Origin of the sequence: Microbacterium sp. NPDC089696, from assembly GCF_044749125.1 — a bacterium.
Taxonomy (GTDB): Bacteria; Actinomycetota; Actinomycetes; order Actinomycetales; family Microbacteriaceae; genus Microbacterium.
Genome location: NZ_JBIVHF010000001.1, coordinates 583,443 through 600,795, shown reverse-complemented (window position 1 = coordinate 600,795; position 17,353 = coordinate 583,443). Strand labels below are relative to the sequence as shown.

Below are 17,353 nucleotides of genomic sequence, written 5' to 3'. Positions count from 1 at the left end.
AGACGACTACCGCCTCGCATGGCGAACATGCGAGGCGGCGGGTCAGTCGTGCGTCGAGAGGCTACAGCCGAAGGCCGTGGCCGAAGCGGAACAGCGGATCGGAGGTGTCGAACGGGACATCGGGACGGGAGGCCTCCACGGCCGCCATCGACCTGGGGAGGTCGAACGGCAGAGCGCCCGTCGCGGCGTGCGTCCCGCTGAGCACATCGAGCAGAGCAGCACCCGACGCCCCCCAGTTCACGGTGACCGCAGCCGCGGCATCCGTGATCGGCTGGAGGATCGGCGGGCGGTCGGCGAGCACGTCGACCACGGTCGGCACCTCCGCGGCGACGGCGCGCACATGCGCGACGATCTCGTCGGAGAAGTCGAGCGAACCCGCATGGAAGAAGTTCTCGAACATCGTCGCGCGTTCCTCGAAGGGCGCCTGCAGCCGGATGACCGCGAGGTCGGCCTCGGCCGGCGTCTCGACGACCTGCCCGTAGGCGGCGGCGACCTCCGCGTCGATCCCCTCGACGTACAGGCGCAGACCCGCGGCGAACGGCAGGGCGCCGTCGTTCGTGAGCACCGTGATCGACGCGCGCTGCGCCTCCTCACCGGCCGCCCGGAAGTCGGCGCGGCCCACGATCCCGTCGGCGGCGTCCTCGTCGACGAAGGGGTTCTCGAACAGGCCGAGCTCGAACTTCTCGCGCAGGATGCGGCGAGCGGACACGTCCAGGCGCTCCTCCGCGACCGATCCGTCCGCGACGAGCTCGAGCAGCAGCTCGGGGCACGCCTCTCCGCCGAACTGGTCCGCGCCGGCATCCAGGACCTTGACGATCCGCTCCCTCGGGGTGAGGTGCTCGACGCCCCAGGCCCGCGCCGGGAACGGCTGCCCGAAGATCTCGGCGTCGTTGATCAGACCCCAGTCCGTGCAGACGAGTCCGTTGAATCCGAAGCGCTCGCGCAACAGGCCCGTGATGACCGAGCGGTTGAACCCGAACCCGACCTCCTCGTACTCCGTGCCGACCGGCATGCCGTAGTACGGCATCATCTGCCGCGTGCCCGCGTCGAGAGCATCCTGGAACGGCTTGAGGTGCAGCTCGAACTCTCCGCCCGGGTACACCTGCTCGCGCCCGTAGGGGAAGTGCGGGTCCTCGCCGTCCTTCTGCGGGCCGCCGCCCGGGAAGTGCTTCGTCATGGTCGAGACCGAGCCCGCACCGAACGACGCACCCTGGAACCCGCGGATGTATGCCGCTCCGAGAATGCCCGCGAGCTCGGCATCCTCTCCGAAGGTCGCGGTCTGCCGCGCCCACCGGGGCTCGGTGGCGAGATCGACCTGCGGGTGCAGGGCGACGCGCAGACCGACAGCGGTGTATTCCTGCCGGGCGATATCGGCGAACCGCTCGACCAGCTCGGGGTCACGGGTCGCCGCGAGACCCAGGGTCTCGGGCCACTGCGAGAACGGGCCGGCGAGGATCGACGCGCCCGGGTTCTCGCTGAACGAGTGCCGCGGGTCGGTCGACAGCGTCACGGGGATGCCGAGACGGGTCGTCGCCGCGAGGCGCTGGAGCTCGTTCTGCCAGGCCGCGATCTCCCGTCCGGTCGGCGCGGCGCCGAGCAGGTTGAAGTGCGTCATCTGCTTGATCTCGAGGAACTCGCGCGCGCTCGGGGTGCCGAACACGGGGTTCGCCTCGTCGAGGTCGCCGATCGCGATCATGGTGTGGAAGAGGAGGCCGGCCTTCTCCTCCACGGTCATCTCATCGAGCAGCAGCTGCACGCGCTCGTCGACGGGAAGCTCCGCGTCGAGCCAGGAGCGGGCCGTGGTGGTCGTCGTCGTGGTGTCGGTCATGCTCACTTGACTCCCTTGATGCGGTAGACGAGGACGGCGCCGGCGAGCGCCACGAGAGCGCCGAACAGGTACCAGGTGGGGTAGCCGCCCAGCGGAGTGGCCGCTCCGATCGCGATGATGCCGGGGGCGATCGCGGGGGCGATCGACTGCGGCAGGGCGTTCGCGATGTTCAGCACGCCGAGGTCCTTGGCGACGTCGTCGGGGTTGGGCAGCACCTCGGTCGCGAGAGCGAGGTCGACGGAGAGGAACGATCCCGCACCGAGGCCGATGATCGCCTGCGCGACGATCACGATCTCCACGCTCGGGGCGACGGCGAGGATCACGAGTCCGACGACCATCACGAGCCCGGCGATCGCGACGAAGGGGCGACGCTTGCCGATGCGGTCGGAGAGGTACCCGCCCAGCGGGGACGAGATCGCCATGGCGGCCATCGACGCGAGGTTCGCGAGGAGGATCGTGCTCACGGCACCCTGCTCGTCGAGGCCGAAGCGCGTGACGAGGTAGAGCGGGAGGAAGGTCGCGATGCCGGCGTAGCCGAACATGACGAAGAACTTGGTGAGCCAGGTCCAGCCGAAGTCGGGGTGCTTGCGGGGGTTGAAGACGAAGGAGCCGAAGAACGTCCCGATCGTGAAGCGCTCGGCCGGCTTCTGCGCGAGGCGGCGGTCCCTGAGGATCAGCACGAACACGATCACGAGCACGAGGGCGATCACGCCGGGCACCACGAAGCGCTCGAAGTCGCCGGGGAGGAAGTTGACGATGAAGCTTCCCGCGAGGATGCCGATCGGGGTCGTGATGCCGACGAGGCCCGAGACCTTGCCGCGGCTCGTCGCCGGCACCTGATCGGGAAGGGTCGCGTTGGCCGCGGCGAGCACCGCGTTCATGGCCGCCTGCACGAGGCACCAGGCGAGCAGGACGACCCAGATCGAGGTCGCGACGCCGATCAGCACGAATCCGCCGAGGCCGACGATCGCGCCGCCGAGGATCCAGGGGCGACGCATGCCCCACGACGAGGTGGTGCGGTCGGAGAGCCGGCCCACGAGCGGGTTGGCGACGAGGGCGAACGCGGCGCCGACGCCCATCACCAGTCCGAGGCTGGCCTCGGTCGTGACGGGATCGATGCGGCTGATCTTGAACGCCATCGACACCATCACCGGCGTGAGCAGGGCGAGGAAGACGCCGAAGTTGACGGCGGCGAGGCCAGGAGCGTAGCCGCGAGGCGTGCGGGTCGGGGTGGTGCCGGGAGCCTTGAACCCGGTCGTGCCGACGGCGGCCGCGTTGGCGGCGGGTGACAACTCTGTCATGGGATTCCTTTCGGGCGGAAGCGTCGATCGTCTGCGACTCGGCGTCGACATGACGATACACGAATCTCGACCGTTTGGTAAGTGAATATCGACCGCTTGGTAATGAGCGAGGATAGGATGCAGGAGGAGGGCGCGATGACCACCATGACGTCGACCGGCTCACGGCAGAACCGTGCCGCGGCCACGCGACAGCGGATCGTCGACGCCGCGCGCGAGCTCTTCGTGCGCGACGGCTACCGTTCCGTCTCCCTCCGCGACATCGCCGCCGCGGCATCCATCAGTCATCCCGGCCTGCTCGGACACTTCGCGTCGAAGGACGATCTGCTCGCCGAGGTCGTCGCCGGTTTCGAAGACGACAACGAGAAGGCGTTCGACATGATCGCCGCCGCGGCGGAGCCCGGTGAGCTCGTGTTCGTCGACGTGGCGCGGCGCAACGCCCGCACCGAGGGGTACCTGCAGCTCTTCGCGGCCCTCACGGGCGAGGCGTCGGCCCCGGGACATCCCGCACACCGACGGATGCGCGATCGGTACTGCCGACTGCGCGCCCTGAGCGCCGACGCCCTCGAAGACGCGCGGGTGCAGGGCGCGATCGACCAGAGTCGTGACGCCGACGCCGAATCCGTGCGGCACATGGCCGGATGGGACGGCCTGCAGCTGATGTCGCAGTACCTTCCCGACCGGGTCGACGTGGTCGACATGCTCGAGGAGCGCGAGGCGCTGTGGGCGCTGCCCGTGGGATGGCGCGACGATGACGACGAGCGTGATCCGTCAGAACACGCCGGCCATGCGTCCGAACCCCTGCCGCCGCCCTTCGGCCTCGACCCGTCGGCGGACGACGAGCCGGGGTACGCGGTCGGCCGTCGCCGTCGGGCGCAGATCCTCGCCGACGCGTCACGCCTGTTCTCGCAGGACGGCTACGGAGATACGAGCCTGCGCGACATCGCCGAGGCCGTGGGTGTCTCGAAGTCGACGCTGTTGCACCACTACCCCTCGAAGGAGCTGCTGCTGAGCGCGGTGCTCGCCGAGCGCGACGGCTCGATCACGGCCCGGAACGGCGCGACGACGACCACGCGGGCGATCGATGCGCTGCGCAGCCTCCCCGACGGTGCCCGGTTCAGCGCCGTCGACGAACCCGGGCTGATCGAGGTCTACGCCGTGCTGTCGTGCGAGGCCGTCCCCGTCGGCCACCCCGCGCACGACTACTTCACACGACGCTTCGGCGATGCGATCGACTACTTCACGGAGCTCTTCCGCCGCGCGCAGGACGACGGAGACCTGCCCGCGCATCGCGACCCCGAGCACGAGGCCGTCTGGCTCATCGCGATGTGGGACGGTCTGCAGTATCAGTGGCTGTACAACCGCGACGTCGTCGACGTCGCCGCACACCTCACGGCTCACCTCGACGACGTGCTGCCGCGGCGAACCTGAGTCAGGCGGCGGCGATGACCGCGAGGACGTCTTCGCCGTACGCTTCGCGCTTCTTCTCGCCGATGCCGGTGATGCCTTCCAGATCGGCGAGCGACGAGGGGCGATGCTCGGCGAGGGCGCGCAGCGTCGCGTCGCCGAAGACGACGTACGCGGGCTTGCCCTGTTCGCGGGCGACTCCCGCACGCCAGGCCCGCAGGGCTTCGAAGAGTCCGCGGTCGCCGGCGTCGAGGGCATCCGCCGCGCTGGCCTTGCGGGCGCGCGACGACGAGGCGGGTCGGCCGATCGTGTCCTTGCGCAGCGGCACCGGCGTCTCGCCCTTCAGCACGCCGGGCGCCTCGGCGCCGGGCGCGAGGGTGCCGTACTCCCCCTGCGCGGCGAGAATTCCGCGGGCGAGGAGCTGGCGCACGACGCTGCGCCAGTCCTGGTCCGACAGGTCGGCGCCGATGCCGTACGTCGCGATCTCGTCGTGCCGCTGCTGGCGGATGCGCTCGGTCGACGCCCCGCGCAGGATGTCGATCAGGTGTCCGGCGCCGAACGCCTGGTTGCGCTCGCGCTTGAGGCGCACGATCGTCGACAGCAGCTTCTGCGCGGGGATGAGCCCGTCGAACGTGTCGGCCTTCTCGAGGCACGTGTCGCAGTTGCCGCACGGCTCGGAGTCCTGACCGAAGTAGCCGAGCAGGTTCTGACGGCGGCACTGCACGGTCTCGCACAGCGCGAGCATGGCGTCGAGGTGCTGGCCCATGCGCATCTTGAACGTGCGGTCGCCGGGGCTCTGGTCGATGAGGCGGCGCTGCTGCACGACGTCGCCGAGTCCGTAGGCCATCCACGCGATCGACGGCTCTCCGTCGCGCCCGGCGCGGCCGGTCTCCTGGTAGTACCCCTCGACCGACTTCGGCAGGTCGACGTGGGCGACGAAGCGGACGTCCGGCTTGTCGATGCCCATGCCGAAGGCGATCGTCGCGACCATCACGACGCCGTCCTCGCGGAGGAACCTCGACTGGTTGGCCGCGCGCACCTCCGGGGGAAGACCCGCGTGATACGGCAGGGCGTCGAAGCCCTGCGCGGCGAGGTAGGTGGCCGTCTGCTCGACCGACTTGCGGCTGAGCGCGTAGACGATGCCGACGGATCCCTCCGGCTGCTCGCGGATGAACCCGACGAGCTGCTTGCGCGGGTCGACCTTCGGCACGATGCGGTACTGGATGTTCGGGCGGTCGAAGCTCGCCACGAAGTGCTTCGCCGCCGGTCCGCCGCCGCTGCCGTCGAGGTGCAGCCGCTCGGTGAGCTCCTGGTGGGTCGCGCGGGTCGCCGTGGCGGTGAGTGCCATGCGCGGCACACCGGGGAACCGCTCGCCGAGGTCGCCCAGTGCGAGGTAGTCGGGGCGGAAGTCGTGGCCCCACTGCGACACGCAGTGCGCCTCGTCGATCGCGATCACGCTGAGGGCGCCGCGCTGCAGCAGTGCCGTCGTCGCCGGGTTCGACAACCGCTCCGGGGCGACGTAGACGAGGTCGAGCTCGCCCGCGACGTAGGCGCGCTCGACCTCGCGACGCTCGTCGATCGACTGCGTGGAATTGAGGTATGCGGCCTTCACGCCGTTGGCGCGGAGCGCATCGACCTGGTCGTGCATGAGCGCGATGAGGGGGCTGATCACGAGCCCCGTCCCCTCGCGCACGAGCGCGGGCACCTGGTACGTGATGCTCTTGCCACCACTGGTCGGCATCAGCACGACGGCATCCCCGCCGCCGATCACGTGCTCGACGATGGCGGCCTGGTCGCCGCGGAACTCCTCGTACCCGAACACGGTGTGCAGAGCCTCGCGCGCGCTCGCGAAGCGGCTCGGCGTCGCACGACGGGCCGCGGGGGCGGATGCCGGCGCGACCCGCGTCGTAGGACCCGGGCCCCAGTCGAGCGGAGGCTCGTACCCGGAACCCTGCGGCTCCCAGTCCATCGGCTCGGGCGGCTCGGCGGGCTCCCACCCGTCGCCCTCCCACGCGTCGGACGGCGGCTCGTCGGCGAACGGCAGGTCCTCGTACGGGTCACGGGGAGTCTGCGGCATCCCCCCAGCGTAACGACCCCCGCCGACACCCGGGCGCCCCTCCCCGACATCGTTCACCACCCTCCCACCGCCACCCGGGGTTAGGTTGGACGCAGACGCCCGAAGGAGCATCCGATGACCGACTTCACCGTGACCCGCAACGACGACGCCTCCCGCTACGAGATCCGCTCGGGCGACACGCTCGCCGGCTTCGCCGAGTTCCAGCTGCGCCCCGGCGCGATCCGCTTCATCCATACCGAGGTCGACCCGGCGTTCCAGGGTCAGGGGCTCGCGAGCATCCTCGCGAAGGATGCGCTGACCGACGCAGCGGCGACGGGCGACGCGATCGTGCCGCTGTGCCCGTACATCGCGAAGTACCTCACGACGCACGAGATCCCGGGCGCGGAGATCCACTGGCCGCAGCGTCCCGCACCGATCGCGGGCACCGAACCCACGGGTTCCTGATGATCGGCGAACGTCGCATCGTCCTCGAGCCGCGCGAGGTGCCGCTCGGAGGCGTGCGCGGCATGAACGTGCTGCGCCTGCTGCCGCACCGAAACCTGCCGACCATCGGCGCCTGGTGCTTCCTCGACCGGTTCGGTCCCGCCGATACGCGCATGCGCGTCGAGCCGCACCCGCACATCGGTCTGCAGACCGTGACGTGGCCGCTCGTCGGCGAGATCCGCCACCGCGACTCGCTCGGCAGCGACGCCGACCTGCGCCGCGGGCAGCTCAACCTCATGACCGCCGGCAACGGCATCTCGCACTCGGAGTACTCGATCGGCGACGGACCCGTGCCGCTCGACGCCCTGCAGTTCTGGGTCGTGCTCCCCGAGAGCGCCCGCCACGGCGCCGCGGGTTTCGAGCGCCACACCGACCTGCCCGGCGTCACGCTCCGCGCGATCGAGGGAGCGGATGCCGCCGCCACGGTCGTGCTGGGCGAGTTCGCCGGCATCGCGTCGCCCGCCACCGTGCACACGCCGATCGTCGGCGCCGAGATCGCGATCGCCGCGGGCAGCACGGTGCCGCTGCCGCTGCGGACCGACTGGGAGCACGGCCTCCTGCTCGTCGAGGGGGATGCCGTCGTGTCACAGCATCCGATGGAGCTCAACGACATGCTCTACCTGGGCGACGCGCGCGATGAGGTCGAGGTGTCGAGCGCGAACGGAGCGCTGCTGTTCCTCGTGGGCGGCGAGCCCTTCGAGGACGAGATCGTCATGTGGTGGAACTTCGCCGGACGCACCCACGAGGAGATCGTGTCGGCGCGCGAGGACTGGGAGGCGGCATCAGACCGCTTCGGCGTGGTCGAGGGACACGACGTGCGCATCCCGGCGCCGCCCCTGCCCGATGTGCGCCTCATGCCGCGCGGCCGCAGGATCTGACACCGGGTATTCGCGAGACGAAACGCGGTGAGCCGTTCTCCGGATCTCACCGCGTCTCGTCTCGCTCAACGACCGGGGGCGACTACCCGGGCTGGTCGGTCGGCGGGGCCTCGGTCGGCGGAGCATCCGTCGGCGGAGCCTCCGTCGGCGGGGCCTCCGTCTCCGGCACGTCGGCATCCGGCACGTCCGCCGCGGCCGGCACGTCGACCGTGACGATCGTCCGCACGGCCGACTCCCCGTACTGCACGAGCCCGAGGTAGCGGGTGCCGGGGGTCAGGCCGGTCCAGCTCAGGTCGTAGCTCGTCTTCTCGCCCCGCACGGCGGCGATCGGGTTCGGGGTGGCGGTGAGCGTGCCCTCGCCCGCAGGCTGCACGACGGCGTAGGTCATGTCCCACGTCATCGGCGCCGATGTCGCGTACACGTTCGCGACGACCAGGTAGGTGCCCGCGGTCGGGGCGGCGACGGTGACCTGCTCGTCGGCCGAGCCGGTGGCCGACTGCCATTGCTGGTAGTAGCGGAGGTCGTCGGGACTCACCACCCGGTACACGGTCAGGTCGAGGTCGCTGCCGGTGTCGTCCGAGGAGTCGAGGTCGAACCGGGCGAGTGTGGTGCCCTCCGGTACGTCGACGATCCACGACACGTCCTTGTTCTCATCACCGGATGCTTCATCGCCCGAGTGTCCGACGACGCGGCCGTCGGGGTCTTCGAGCAGAGTGAACGGCGTGAGGCCCGAGAGCCCCAGGGCGAGGTCCCCGTCGAGACCCGGGGTGATCTCCACCGTGGTCGAGCCCTCGACGCCGGTGCCCGTGACCTCGGCGGGAGCATCCGCAGTGACGGGGAAGACCGCGATCGGCGACCGCACCGTGTTCTTCTTGCTCGTCCAGGTGAGCGATCCGGTCGCCCACTGCTCGACGGGCGCGCTCTGGTTGTCGAACGTGACCGTGTAGGTCGCCTTCTGACCGGCCCTGTCGAACTTCAGGGTCGACGGCGACACCGTGACGTTCACGCCGGGAACGTCGACGGAGGCCGTGAACGTGCCCTTCTCGGTCGCGGTGACCGTGCGGGTGACCGTCTGGGCGCTCGCGAGCGAGCCGATCGAGATCGACGCGGAGTTGAGGTCGCTGCCGTCGATGGGGTCGCCGGGGAAGTCGGCGAGTCCCTTGCCCTCGAGGAACGCCATCCAGTCGACCACGTCGTTCATGTACAGCAGGCCGGGGTTGAACATGCGCTTCGGGTCGACCTGCCCGGCGCCCTGCTGGAACGGGTCGGTGTTCGGCGATCCGTCGGCGTTGACCGTGTCGTACGCGGTGGTCATCATCGCGGACTTGATCTCGGCGGGCTTGGCGTTCGGCCGCTCCCCGAGGTACAGGGCCGCGAGGCCGGCGATGTGCGGCGACGCCATCGACGTGCCCGACAGGATGCCGAAGGTCGGCGCTTCGTCGGGGGCGTTGTTGGTGGCGGCGAGGATCGCGACCCCGGGGGCGGCGATGTCGGGCTTCATGACGTCGCTGCCGTCGGCGAGCATCGGGCCGCGGCTCGAGAAGCCGGCGATCTGCGGCACCGGGGTCGTGACCCCGGTGGTGTTCTTGCCGACGAGCGAGATCGGACGGTCGACACCGCCCTGCACGTAGGCGAGCACAGCGGCGCGGTAGGCCGAGGCGAGGTGCACGGTCGGCACCACGTGGAAGTCGTTGTCGAGCGAGTCCGCTCCGCCGGGCACGTTCACGAGGACCATGCCGATGCCTCCGGCATCCTTCACGACCTGCGACTTCTCGGCGCGCGCGTTGTTGCCGCGGTCGCAGACCACGATGTGTCCGGCGGCCCTGGTGGCGTCGAGCGTGCCGGGGAGGCAGAGCGCGGCATCCGCGCCGGAGGAACCGGATGCCGGGATGTCGCCGGCGTACACGGAGGGGCCGGTCACGGTCTTGCCGAACGGCACGCTCACCGAGGCGCCGGCCTGCGCGAACCCGTCGAACTGCACGGTGCCCTCCCACGTGGGGATGGTCGATGCGGCGACCGTCGTGTACCAGGGCGAGGCGTGGTCGGCGGTGACGGAGTCGGGTCCGTCGTTGCCCGCACTCGTCGCGACGAAGACGCCCGCAGCAGCCGCGTTGAAGAACGCGATGTCCTCGGGGGCGAGGACGGTGGATGCCGCGCCGCCGCCGATCGAGTAGTTGATGACGTCGACGCCGTCGGCGACGGCCTGGTCGATCGCGGCGATGAGGTCGCTACCGGCGCAGATGTCGTCGGTGGTGACCGCGGGGTCGGGTCCGACGTAGCAGGCCTTGTAGGCGGAGATCTTGGCACCGGGTGCGACGCCAGAGATCGTGCCGAGGTCGACGCCCTCGACGGTCGCCTTCACCTTGAAGTTGCCGGCCGCCGTGCTCGCCGTGTGCGAGCCGTGGCCATCGCCGTCGCGCGGCGAGAGGTAGTCGTACTGGAAGTCGAAGCCGGCGGCTGCGGCACCCGACGAGAAGTACTGGGCGCCGATGAGCTTGCTGTTGTAGTCGCTCTTGTCCCAGCCCTGGCCCTCGACCATGGTCGCCTGGAAACGTCCGCCGTCGGACTTGTCGAAGTAGACGGTCGTGCCGTCGGTGTACGGCTGGCCGCCCTTGTGGCGCTTGTGGTCCTTCTTCTGCTGCTTGAGCTTCTTGCCCTCGAACGACGGATGCTCGGGCGCGATGCCCGTGTCGATCACGCCGACCACGACGCCCTCGCCGGCCTTGTCGACGCCGCCGGTCTGCTGCCAGACGCCGCCCTTGCCCTTCTTGTCGTCGCCGAGTCCGAGGAAGCTCGTGGAGCTCTGCGCGTCGGGGTGGCGGATGAAGTCCGGGTACACGCCGAAGACGTCCTTCGAGGCGCGGAGCGTGTCGACCTGCTCGCCGGACAGCTGCGCGCTGAAGCCGTTGAGCACGACCTGGTAGGTGGTGTCGGGCGTCACGCCGACCTGCTGCGCGAGGGTCTGCTGCTCGGTCTCGAGGTGTTCGACGTAGCGGAGGGAGTCCTGGGATTCGGGCTCGAGCTGCTCGCCCTCGGCCGGCTTCGTGGCCTGGATGCCGTCGACTCCGCCCTCGTAGCTCGCGAGCGGGTCGGCCTTCATCACGACGATGTACTGGCCGGGCGTCCCCTCGATCGGGGTGGGTGCGTTCACCTCCTCGACGCCTGCGTATCCTGCGGTTGCCGTCGACGCGACGAACAGCGCGGCCAGGCTTGTGGCCGCCGCCATCCGGAGGGGTGTTCGACCCATGAGTCTTTCTCCGATGATCCCGGCGTGGCCTCGTTGCCGCGCCGCGGATCAAAGTAGCCCGGGCTCACACCGGGTTGCCAGGTTCAGGGGCAAACCCTAGACGAAAGACCAGGGTGGGGCTGTGCGTTGGTCGCGGGGCGTGGGAACGGTTTCGGAGATCGTGCGAAGACCGCCGCTGTGGTCACGCACGCGCCGCGAACTGCACGAGAGCGACGACTGCGCCGAACATGAACCACAATCCGAACATCACGAACAACGCCCCGACGACGCGAAGCGCACGCGGCGACGACCCTCCCGCGGAGAGGTCCGCGATCCTCTTCCCCAGAAGCATCCGCTGCTGGTCGTAGATCGCATTCTTGGCCCGCCGCGAATGAGTGGCAAGCCACACACCCAGACCGATGATTAGCGGGCCGAAGATGATCCCGGGGACGATGATTCCTGGGTCAATCACGCTGATGAACGAGTGACAGCCAAGCACTCCACGGCCTCCGCGATCTCCCTGGTCGTCATCCCCCTTCTCCACGGCAGTCCTCGTGGCTTGAGTGGCCGCACCACCAGCACCGCGTCAGGGTCCACGTCGATGGAGATCGTGGGGTACGCGAAGAATCGGAAGTCATGGACGGTACGTGCCTCGCCCCGGTCCTGGTGCGGGACTGCCACGAACGGGGTGACGCCTGAGCCCGACCCGACCGGCCAGATGCCGAGAGTTCCGTCGGCATCGATCGACAGGGCACCGTCCTCGAATCCTCGCAGGGGCTGCCCGTGCCGGTCCTGCAGCTGCGCTTCGTCAAACGCCAACGCCCAACCGATGTCACCTCGAGCCCTGATATGCGCGGCGAGACTGCGAGCCCCGCGACCGCGCAGAAGCACAATCGTCACACCGACAACCGAGAAAGACAGAAGGACCACAGCCGCGGTCAGGCGATTCCCATCGATGGTGTCGACGGGCAAGAGCGCGGAGACCGCTATGAGGGGAAGCATGGTCTGGACGAGCCACATGCAGTAGTCCTCGAGATAGAGGTGCGGCAAGAACCGCTTAGGTCTCATATGCGTGATCTCCCTTGAGGTGGAACTAGCCGCCTGCCCACTTCGGTACCACGCGGTTGCAGTACGCCGAATCTAGCTGATTCCGAAGAGAGGAATCGCGATGAGGTGGGCGCCGGGCGGTGACGAAATCCACACCTGCGACTCGGATCCCTGCCGCTCCGCGATAACTCAAGCGCACCGCTCAGCCCGATCCTGAAGGAAGCGCACCCTCGATGGTGGCAATAGCCTTCCGGACCTCATCCTCGGTCGCGCCACGGAGTCCCGACCCGTTGGTCGGGGCGATGACGAACGTGCTCGTCACCTCGCCGCGCATCCCGAGAATCAGACGATTGAACACCATGATGTCGGATTTGCGGTAGGCCACGCCAGTGACGTCGGTGAGTGCGATCGAGCGGGTTCCGCCCGGTCCGGTGAGCGTCGACTGCCATGTGATGTCGAGGTGGTCTCCTCGCGATACGACCCACCCTTGTCCGACGAACGAGGGCCGGGCCGCGCCAGGGGTGATGATCTCCGCTTGCAGGAACGCGAAAATGGGAACCGCTCCGTCCCGGTTCGCGTCCTCCTGCAATCTCCTGACCAGCCGCCGATATCGGAACAACCCGATGAACGACATCGCAAGGAACGCGAGAGCGCCCAGACCGATGAGGATCCGGTTCGTGAGCGGAGCGCCGGTAAGGCTCGGCACGATCAACAGGACGATTCCCGCCAACGCAAGGGACGCAAGGGCGAAGGCACGAGCGAGGTTCGTCGCCGGCCCGATGGACGCGCTGTTCAGGATTTCCAACGGGTCGGGTCTTCGATCACCAGTCAATTCGTGGTCTCCTCGCTGCTCTCGGCGACGCTCCCAGGATCGCCCCGTCACTGTCAAGAAAGACACGGACGTCTGCTGCACACACGGCCGTGCCGCTAATGCGCACTTGGCTCGGCCAGGCGCAGCACGGCCAGGCGAACGGTATGGCATAGAGCCTCCGACCAATCACCCGACACCCAGATCAAATCGCGATTGAGTATCGCGCTCAGCATGCGGCGCGCGTCGCGCAGGTGCGACGCGCGGGCAGCTGTCTCCCCCTCAGCCATACTGACCGCCAAGGAGGCAAACCACCAGCGAACGGCGCCATCTGGCGACAGCGTCCTGTATTGGTCGTGCACGGTTCTTCGGAAGTGCGAGAGCAAAGACTCGATCGCTTCATCGCTGGAGCCCGAGACCTCCGCGTCACGGAGAGACTGCACAAGAGCGTCATCGAGTAATTCCATCCGCGCCATCGCTTGCAGCAGCGGGACTTGCATTGCCAGAGCGACCGCGTCGTCGTCGGCGGTGGGACTGTCGGAGGTGCGTTCCGAGAGACTTAGAAGCCGGCCTTCGCGTGGACCATGCACTAATTCGGCATAGTCGCCGTCATAAAACTCCCCAACATTGGCGGCAGTATTCCAACCACTCGACGGCTCAACTAACGATTCACGAACAGTAATGCAAAGATCGCGAGAACTGTCATTCTCCTCGATGCTCAGGGTGTACCGATGTGGGGCCCAGCAGCGAAACCAACCCCAGTCGCCCGAGTCACCGTCCGGAACGGCGACCATCACGATACCTCCCGCGAACTCCCCCAGCGGCGAGTAGCCGACTGTGACATCGTCGCATCCGTGACTAGTGTGCAATATGAATGCCCCCGCGCCTACTCTTGGAGCCCAGCGTGCCTCCGCATGGCCCGAACGAGGGTGAGCACGGTTTATATCGCCCAATGGTTCCCGGAAGGGAACTAAAGCGTGCTTTGTCACCGTTGACCACCTCAAGACTAACCATCCGAACTCGCCCCACAAACGGCATAAAGCCAGTTCGAAATCCGACAAGAAGACTCATGCACTCGTCGAGCTCGACCCCGACGATATCGTCGCATGATATCCGCAATTTGCGATACCAACCCTTGACCACGATTGCGCCCTGCAGCAAATAGACGCCCATGAACCATGGCCTAATCGCGAGGAATCCTGCAGTCACGCCGGCGAGGAGGAGCCCTTCCCAGCACGCATACGCGTACACCATGAATCACCCTGTTCCCAGGACAGCCAGAGCCCACGTTGTACCGGCGACCCTAACCAATACCTATACTGATTCGCCAGACTGAGAGCGGACGATGTTGTCTGACACGAGCTGCCCGCCCACCGACCACTCCTGGAACACCACCCGCTGCGCCGCATCCCAACCCATCTGATTGAGCGCCGACTCGGTTCCTCTCCGACGCCTTCGCCAGGGCTGGCCCGGCTCACATCCCGTCGCGAAGGTGGGCGCTCTTCGCCTCGGCGCTCGAGCCGAGCGCTTCCCGCGCGCGCTCGAACACCAGTGCGGCCTGGGTCCGATCGGGGAAGTACACAGCCGTGAGCCCGCCCTCCGAATCAGGCTCCGGATCCAACACCGCCCCACCACGCCGTAACTCCGCGACGATCCCGAGCAGGAACCTCTCCCCGTGAAGACCACTCGCGACGGTGTCGTCGACCACGCTCACCGCCTCCGCGAGGTCATCGAACCGCGTCAGGAGCACCCCCCACGAATCCCCGTCCCCCACCTCATCGAGAACAAGGGCCTCGACCTGCTTCGAGGGAGCGTCGAGGGGCGCGATCCAATTCTGGCGCCGCCAGTTCGCCAGAACTGACTTCGGCGGGTGAGGTGTCAGCTCCTGCATGAGCCCGAACGGCACATTCGGGATGCTCTCCCACAGCTCACGGGTTCCGACCCCTTTGAACTCCAGCGACGACAGCCGCGGCAGTCGAGACAGGGCGGACAGGCCGCTGACTTCTCGACACAGGGACAAGGTCAGTTCGGTCAAGTTACTCATGCCGTCGAGTTGGTCGAGGTCGAAGAAGTTCACGTCTATGCGCACCAACCTCTTCAGGGCGCTCGCATCGGAGAGTTCCGGCAACATGGTCTGAGCGCGCGCCCCTTGTTGCACAAAGAGCTGTAGCGGGCCAGCGACGCTCGCGAACGTCTTCGGTATCGCCCCGTCCACCTGCAAGTACTTCAAGTTTGCGTTCCGCAGTACCGACCCGACCGTGCGCGTGATCTTGCCGCGAAACGCCTCGAGCTGTGGCAGCAATTCAAGGTCGGCCGTTTCGCTCGACGACCCCACCTCGAACTCCAGGGAGCGCAAGCGGGCCGCTCCCGACAGGCAACTGACACCTGTTACCGGATTCCAAGTCGAGATCCGCAGGTCCTTAACCTCGCCGATCACCGGGTGGAGGAACGCGAGCGAAAAGTCCGGCCCAGACTTCGCGCCACCTTCGACGGTGATGCGCATGCCTTCGTGGATCGCCTCGCGCAGGTCAGCAGCGTCCGTCGGCGGGTCCTCAACCTCGATCACATACTCGGCGGCCTCCCCTCCGGAAAGTGGATACCACGGAAAGACCCGTCCACGGTCGAGAGCCATCGTCCGTTCCCTTCACCAAGACCTATTGAACCAGGTTGGCCCATGCCGAGGTTCCGATGCCGGGGTTGGTCACCGCTCGCTCAAGTAACTGACGATGAACTCTCTCATTGACGTGTGAACTTCACGCCCGAACCCACAGGTGAGCGGCGAGCACGGCCTCTCGCGACTGCCTACTCGGGAAGACCGGAATGAGCGCGCATCTTCCGAGCTGTGAGTAGCACGGAGTTGAATCGCCCGAGCGTTCCCGGCAGCGAGACAGTTCGAGTCCTGTCGCCCGATTCGATGCTCACGTCGAGCATTCGCACTCGTCCAATTAGGGGAATGAACCCCGTACCGAATCCCACTAAGAGGCTAATGCAATCGACGACATCGACTCCGACGATACGTCGGCTCTCGAAGTGATGCACCCGAAACCAACTCTTGACAACGATCTCGCCCGGCCGAAGCTCAACGCCCATGCCCCACGGACGAGCCGCTAGGAAAACAGCACCCAGAGCGAACGTGCTCCCTGGAAGCCATGCGGAGTGGGCGGCGAAAGCGAACACGCTCAGTAGCGCGAGCGCAGCACCCCATAGCGACCCCGCGACTCGCACGCCTCTTGCGGACCCAGGCACCACGCGGATGCTTTCAGCGCCAATAGTCATCTTTTCCTGATGCCGATCCTCTTCACCAGCTTCGCGGGGGGCTGCTCGATACGTACGGGCGTGCAGCCGTCGTTGCTGCGCCGCTCGCCGGCCCAGTGAGGGCCGAGACCTGCCACTTCAGCGTATTCACAACTCCGGCTCTGACACTCCTAATGTTTCGTCGGTGACCGGTCGTGTTCGCTGTAAACGCGGCTCGAGTGGTACCGAGACCGCCGCCGCTGAAGCGACTCGAGAAGCCGTCGCGAGCGAGGTATGCAGCCGCACCCGCTCCAACGCCGACGATGCGAACCATGCCACCGCCACCTCTGGCCAACCTCGCAGCGTTAGTGACGGCCCTAAGCGTCTGGGTCGGCTAGGCCTACGACGCCGATGAGATAGTTCTGGAACGTCCCTACGACCAACGTCACCACCACCGGAGGCGCAACAGCGCGAAGAACCCCATATGCCCACTCTTCGCGATGCGCTCGGATTACAGGAGCCCGACACCAATGATGATGATGATGATGGCTGGTGCGTAGGTGAGTGCGTACGCGATGATCACACGCCGCTGCTCGATGGGCATGTTGCGGGTGCGGACGCGCGGACCGGCTTCGACGACGCCAGCGGACAGAGTGTTCGTTGCACCGCTGTCCTCGGCAGCCTCGTCGAGGTCCTCGCTCGTCTCGTTGAGCTTCCTGCTCTGACTGGTCCCGTTTCCGACCCGGACGCGACCGACGATCATCCGCGCCACCGCGATCAGGGCCGTAGCGACCCCGATCCCGATGAACACCACGCCCACCGCGCTCCACTCCCGGTCCGGGAGGCAGAGCGTCGACCAGCCCCCGAACACCGTTGCGACTCCCCACAGCAAGATGACGCCGGTCGTTACTGGCCCCCAGAGCGGCGCAGTATTCCAGATCCAACGTTGGAAAGCAGGGCCATCTCGATACACCGCCCGCCCCCGCAGCACCAGCCATGGGCTGAGTGCGACGAGAGCGACCGCAAACCCGACCATGATCACTTGCGCTACTCCGGTCGGAACACAA

The 17,353-nt window shown here is 67.7% G+C and carries 12 protein-coding genes; 3 read left to right on the top strand and 9 right to left on the bottom strand.

The window, feature by feature from the left end:
- Positions 1-61: 61 nt before the first annotated feature.
- A complete protein-coding gene (locus ACIPY8_RS02940; protein ID WP_400814775.1) occupies positions 62-1,828 on the bottom strand; it encodes a glycoside hydrolase family 3 protein in 1,767 nt (588 codons plus the stop codon).
- A 2-nt stretch (positions 1,829-1,830) separates the two neighbouring features.
- Complete coding sequence (locus ACIPY8_RS02935; RefSeq protein ID WP_400814772.1) at positions 1,831-3,129, bottom strand: MFS transporter; 1,299 nt, start codon at positions 3,127-3,129, stop codon at positions 1,831-1,833.
- Between the two features lie 144 nt (positions 3,130-3,273).
- Between ACIPY8_RS02935 and ACIPY8_RS02930 the strand changes: the two genes are divergently transcribed.
- On the top strand, positions 3,274-4,557 hold the full coding sequence (locus tag ACIPY8_RS02930; protein WP_400817632.1) for a TetR/AcrR family transcriptional regulator: 1,284 nt from the start codon (positions 3,274-3,276) through the stop codon (positions 4,555-4,557).
- 1 nt (position 4,558) lies between these two features.
- Here ACIPY8_RS02930 and recQ read toward each other — a convergent pair whose 3' ends face one another.
- Positions 4,559-6,610 carry a DNA helicase RecQ gene (gene recQ / locus ACIPY8_RS02925; protein WP_400814770.1) on the bottom strand — a complete coding sequence of 684 codons (2,052 nt, stop codon included), beginning with the start codon at positions 6,608-6,610 and terminating at the stop codon, positions 4,559-4,561.
- A 114-nt stretch (positions 6,611-6,724) separates the two neighbouring features.
- Here recQ and ACIPY8_RS02920 point away from each other — a divergent pair, with 114 nt between their 5' ends.
- Together ACIPY8_RS02920 and ACIPY8_RS02915 are read left to right on the top strand one after the other, a co-directional pair.
- Entirely contained in the window at positions 6,725-7,054 is a 330-nt protein-coding gene (locus ACIPY8_RS02920; protein ID WP_400814767.1) for a GNAT family N-acetyltransferase, read from the top strand.
- Positions 7,054-7,971 (top strand): pirin family protein, encoded by a 918-nt coding sequence (locus ACIPY8_RS02915; protein WP_400814765.1) that lies wholly within the window; start codon positions 7,054-7,056, stop codon positions 7,969-7,971. The genes ACIPY8_RS02920 and ACIPY8_RS02915 overlap by 1 nt, the downstream gene beginning before the upstream one ends.
- Positions 7,972-8,053: 82 nt before the next feature.
- On the opposite strand, the gene ACIPY8_RS02910 is transcribed toward ACIPY8_RS02915, so the two are convergent.
- The 6 genes from ACIPY8_RS02910 to ACIPY8_RS02885 form a co-directional block, all read right to left on the bottom strand.
- Positions 8,054-11,218, bottom strand: a complete 3,165-nt coding sequence (locus ACIPY8_RS02910; protein ID WP_400814762.1) for a S8 family serine peptidase — start codon at positions 11,216-11,218, stop codon at positions 8,054-8,056.
- 181 nt (positions 11,219-11,399) lie between these two features.
- Entirely contained in the window at positions 11,400-11,741 is a 342-nt protein-coding gene (locus ACIPY8_RS02905) for a hypothetical protein (protein ID WP_400814760.1), read from the bottom strand.
- Between the two features lie 705 nt (positions 11,742-12,446).
- On the bottom strand, positions 12,447-13,049 hold the full coding sequence (locus ACIPY8_RS02900) for a hypothetical protein (protein WP_400814758.1): 603 nt from the start codon (positions 13,047-13,049) through the stop codon (positions 12,447-12,449).
- 122 nt (positions 13,050-13,171) lie between these two features.
- The gene (locus tag ACIPY8_RS02895; protein WP_400814755.1) at positions 13,172-13,849 is read right to left on the bottom strand and encodes a hypothetical protein; all 678 of its coding nucleotides are present in this window, start codon (positions 13,847-13,849) and stop codon (positions 13,172-13,174) included.
- A 677-nt stretch (positions 13,850-14,526) separates the two neighbouring features.
- The gene (locus ACIPY8_RS02890) at positions 14,527-15,684 is read right to left on the bottom strand and encodes a hypothetical protein (protein WP_400814753.1); all 1,158 of its coding nucleotides are present in this window, start codon (positions 15,682-15,684) and stop codon (positions 14,527-14,529) included.
- A gap of 1,113 nt (positions 15,685-16,797) precedes the next feature.
- Positions 16,798-17,328, bottom strand: a complete 531-nt coding sequence (locus ACIPY8_RS02885; protein WP_400814751.1) for a hypothetical protein — start codon at positions 17,326-17,328, stop codon at positions 16,798-16,800.
- Between the last annotated feature and the right edge of the window lie 25 nt (positions 17,329-17,353).

Coding starts and splice junctions, on each gene's coding strand:
- ACIPY8_RS02940 (WP_400814775.1), bottom strand. CDS start 1,828: ATGACCGACACCACGACGACGACCACCACGGCCCGCTCCTGGCTCGAC.
- ACIPY8_RS02935 (WP_400814772.1), bottom strand. CDS start 3,129: ATGACAGAGTTGTCACCCGCCGCCAACGCGGCCGCCGTCGGCACGACC.
- ACIPY8_RS02930 (WP_400817632.1), top strand. CDS start 3,274: ATGACGTCGACCGGCTCACGGCAGAACCGTGCCGCGGCCACGCGACAG.
- recQ (WP_400814770.1), bottom strand. CDS start 6,610: ATGCCGCAGACTCCCCGTGACCCGTACGAGGACCTGCCGTTCGCCGAC.
- ACIPY8_RS02920 (WP_400814767.1), top strand. CDS start 6,725: ATGACCGACTTCACCGTGACCCGCAACGACGACGCCTCCCGCTACGAG.
- ACIPY8_RS02915 (WP_400814765.1), top strand. CDS start 7,054: ATGATCGGCGAACGTCGCATCGTCCTCGAGCCGCGCGAGGTGCCGCTC.
- ACIPY8_RS02910 (WP_400814762.1), bottom strand. CDS start 11,218: ATGGGTCGAACACCCCTCCGGATGGCGGCGGCCACAAGCCTGGCCGCG.
- ACIPY8_RS02890 (WP_400814753.1), bottom strand. CDS start 15,684: ATGGCTCTCGACCGTGGACGGGTCTTTCCGTGGTATCCACTTTCCGGA.